This window comes from Asticcacaulis sp., assembly GCF_027484505.1.
GTDB lineage: Bacteria > Pseudomonadota > Alphaproteobacteria > Caulobacterales > Caulobacteraceae > Asticcacaulis.
This window is the reverse complement of the sequence record NZ_JAIXSV010000017.1, coordinates 1-3,908: the sequence shown is the minus strand read 5'-3', so window position 1 is coordinate 3,908 and position 3,908 is coordinate 1. Positions and strand designations below refer to the sequence as shown.

The following is a 3,908-nucleotide window of genomic DNA, read 5'->3' as shown; positions in this document are numbered from 1 at the left end:
GCGCCATCAACCATCGGCGCAGCCTCAGCTTTGCCGGAAAACGACGCGGCCATTCCCTCGATCGCCTGTTTGCGCCAAGCGCTGATCATCGTCTGGTGAACACCGTGCTTCGACACAAGTTGCGCCATCGTCAACTCGCCCCGGATCGCCTCCAGTGCCACCTTCGCCTTGAAATCCGCTGAATACCGTTTCCTCTGTCCCGTCATGTCGGTCGTCCTTCAATAAGGCCGAACCAAGCTTACCAAACTGTCCACTCACTGGGGACCAGCTCTCGTGAACGTCGGTCCCTGCCGGCGCTGCACCCGCCGCCAATGTCAGGGCCAGGGATGCTCCCAGCACCAAGATGGAACGCTTCATCGTTTGAGCCTCCAACGGAACGTCGATCCTGCAATTGCCGCGGATCCGATCAGCAAAATCGAAAGTGAAACGAACGCCGGCATGCAATCGGCTAGCCCGTGCGTTCCGGCAGCGGCACCCCGCATCGCATCGACCAGCATGTAGACGGGCGTCATCCGCGATACCGCCGCCACCGCCTCCGGCATTGAACTAAGCGGGATGAACAGGTCAGAGAAAAACATGATGGGTAAATTGATGAGGTTAATCAGCGCCGATCCGGCGGAATTGCTGGTGATGAAGCCGGCAATTGCCAAGCCGGCGGCCAGAAAACTAATCGTACCGACAAAAATCAGCGCGAGCATTAACGACCAGGCCACACCGCTTAGGGTGCGCAGGCCGCCGAACAGGCTCAGACCTGCCAAGATGAACAACGTCACAAACACCACAAGAATGACAACCCGGCACAAGCCAAAGCCAGTCAAAAAGGCGGAACGGTGCACGGGCATAAACTGAAAAAGCTTCAGACCACCACGCGCCCTCAAGTCTATCAGTGGGCCGGAAAAGCCGAATAACGCAGTGGAAACGATCGTCAGCACAGCCAGCCCGACGACATAGTAAGTCGCTTTTATATTCGTTTCTGCTTTACCCTGTGCTATAATATATTTAAGTTGAACGCGCTCTGGTGCATTGGCCAGCTTTGCATTTAACTGTGCTGCGGATTGCGCGACAAGGGACAGCATGCTGCCACTGATCTCGTCGGGCATCGCGTTCAGACGCACCAAAACGGGCTCGGCATCCGGTCCTTCTGAAAAGTTTGTCGGCACAATCAGCCTGACACGTTGATCCGGCGATGTTTGGCCTGGTGTCACACGGCGCAACTCGATATTCAGGCCCTCAATTGCATCAAAGGTACCTTTGAGCTGGCTGACCAGCTGCTCCGCAGCGGGGCCGGTACCTTCCACGTCCAGCGCCAGCGACGGTGATCTGTTGCCGCCACCGCCGAACAGGAGCATCATAATCAGCAATAAGGCAACGGGGTAAAGGAAGGTCCAAAAGATTGCGGTAGTATCACGCAGATAAGTCGCGGTTTCCACAATGGTGAACTGCCAGGCTTGTCCCAACCAGTTCCGTAGGCTGAACTGCGCCATAAAGGCCTCCTGAACAAGAGGGATTGATTGGGTTCAGAGCGCGGGCCCGTGTTCGGCGCGACCCCGGATCAAATCAAGCAAGTCAGATGATTGAGTTGGTCGCACGACGTAAGCCCCAACGCTGTGCCGCTCCATTGCTTGAACGAACGGTTCCCGGAGCGCCGCATCGCCAAAGAACCGCAGTTCATGGCCAACATGCGTGGTTGCACGCGCCTTCGCTGCCAGATCCTGCTCAATGGGTGTGGTATCGATACCGCTGGTTGTATCGACGGTGCCGACAAAACGACCGACCTCGCGCTCAAGGATCGCCGCTGGCGTGCCATCGTCAATGATCTGGCCGCGATCAAGCCACAGGATCCGATCAGCCATGCCCACATCCAACTCGTCATGTGTTGCAAGGACCAGCGTCGCCCCCGCCTCGCACTGCTGTTTGAGGATTTGGCGGAACCCAACCTCGAACTGGCGGTCCAATCCCGACGACGGTTCATCCAGAACGACGATGTCGGGGCGATGGGCCAGGGCGACCGCAAGGTCCACCCGGCGACGCTGCCCGGTCGACAGCTTCCGGTAGATCAGCGAATGAAGTTGACCGACACCCAGCGCTTCCAGGACCCCCTCGTCCGTCGTCCCGTAAAGCGAGTTGTGTATCGCCAGTATCTCGGAGACTTTGATGGACCAGGTCCAGGTCATACCCTGCACCTGAGCCCCGATCCGGGTCCGCAGCGGATGGTCGGCCGGTATCCGTGCGAGATCCTGGCCGAACAATTGTACCGAACCAGTATCGATCTGGATCAAGTTCAACAATGCATCAACAAGGGTACTCTTTCCCGATCCGTTACGACCGACAAGGGCCACTAAGCTTCCGCGCTGGACCGCCAAGTCCGGTACACGGAGCACAAACCCTCCCTGACCGTTGATACGCAGGTCCTTCACCGTGATCACGGTTTCGGACAAATGCTGCTGGCCATTCATGCAGGCTCCCCCCCCTGATCAAGGCGTGCAATCGCGCTGCGCAGATAAGGTGTCAGCAGTGCATCATCACCAAGCGCCACAGCGCGTTGCAGATAGGCACGCACCCGTGCCGGACTCCCGCCATATTCCCGCGGCGTGTATTGTTCAAATTTTGCTGCGCTGACAACCACGTCCAGATCATCCGGATAGGCGTCCAGGGCCGCCTCAACAATCAAGCGTCCCCGTTTGAAACTATCGTTCAAGGCAATGAAGTTGGGAGCATACCGAATCTTCAGACCCTCTCGCGACACACAAAGTGCATAAGCCAATGGCGTATCGCCTCGAACGGTAAGAAATTGTTCAAGGGCCTGATCCAACTCTGCCCGCAACGCCTCGGCATCCGGATCATTGGCGGCCAGCAGCAACGAAAGCAGATAGTTCACTTCCAGGGTGTCGTTGTCCGGATTGCGTAGATATGCCTCACGATAACATGGCAGCTTCTGAGAAGCCCCGATATCGTCGCCCATTCTGAACTGCCGTCGCAGGGATTGGCTTTCCTGCGCGTCTGCTGACATCTCTGTCGTGACCGTCGGAGCGGGATCAAGGTCCAGCCAACCACGGATATCTTCAATACGTCCCGCACGGACCGTTGACATCAGGTTCAAAAACGCTGACATCCCTTGCTTATCAACGAACTGCGCAACAGTAATCGCCGCAACAGCATGGGCCGCTGCCGGACGGGCCGCCAAGCCCTCAAAACAGGGTTGGTCAGTCCACCGCCTAGCCGCCAGTACAGCGGCCGGCGGACCATCAGCCGCCCTCACATTCAAACGACGCCGCGCATCCGCCGCGTCGACCGATGTCGCAAGAATGGAAAGCCATTCCGCAAGGCCTTCATCCAGCAGACGATGTCCCGATGAGGCAACGCCATGCACCAGTTCGTGAACCAAGGTCTCAAAGTCGACAGAGACCGACGACAGGGTGATGACACCGATTCCATAGAGCCCGCCCTCATGACGTGGACTGCCACAGATGTCATCGAAGCGAACCAGCAGAAGCGCCCGCTGATCAGATAACGCGCCGACAACAAACTGGTGGGCGCGGCGCAGGTCTTGATACTGCCCATCGCCGCCGGTCGCGTAAAGCCCGTCTGCGACACGCTCAACAGATGCTTGGCCCTGAAGCAGGTGTTCGAGTGCTGCGCATATCGCTCTTCCTTCCAGCACCGGTTTGATGCTGGCAAATGCTTCATGCGCTGTTGCCGTCCGCCCGTCTGCCATGGCAGCAAGGACGTCGTTCAACCCCGCCCTGAGCAGATCCATGATGGGATTGGCCATGCTGCTCACTGCGCTATCCTCCCGACGAAAAGACACTAGCAACTGTCTTTGTTCAGGCGCATTTGGCTTCCCAGGGTTTGCAGTCCCTGACGATGGCATTGAGTATAGTGACGAGTTTGCGAACACAAGCGATGAT

General features: G+C 57.7%; 4 protein-coding genes. All 4 read right to left on the bottom strand.

Features of this window, described 5'->3' with window-relative positions; translation table 11 throughout:
• Window positions 1–206: transposase (locus Q0072_RS01070; protein ID WP_298324487.1), on the bottom strand; the 206-nt coding region annotated here is incomplete at its 3' end.
• A 147-nt stretch (window positions 207–353) separates the two neighbouring features.
• Entirely contained in the window at window positions 354–1,484 is a 1,131-nt protein-coding gene (locus tag Q0072_RS01065; RefSeq protein ID WP_298324484.1) for an ABC transporter permease, read from the bottom strand.
• A gap of 33 nt (window positions 1,485–1,517) precedes the next feature.
• Window positions 1,518–2,456: an ATP-binding cassette domain-containing protein gene (locus Q0072_RS01060; RefSeq protein WP_298324483.1), complete on the bottom strand. Its 939-nt coding sequence runs from the start codon at window positions 2,454–2,456 to the stop codon at window positions 1,518–1,520.
• Complete coding sequence (locus Q0072_RS01055; RefSeq protein WP_298324481.1) at window positions 2,453–3,772, bottom strand: hypothetical protein; 1,320 nt, start codon at window positions 3,770–3,772, stop codon at window positions 2,453–2,455. The genes Q0072_RS01060 and Q0072_RS01055 overlap by 4 nt, the downstream gene beginning before the upstream one ends.
• Window positions 3,773–3,908: the final 136 nt, after the last annotated feature.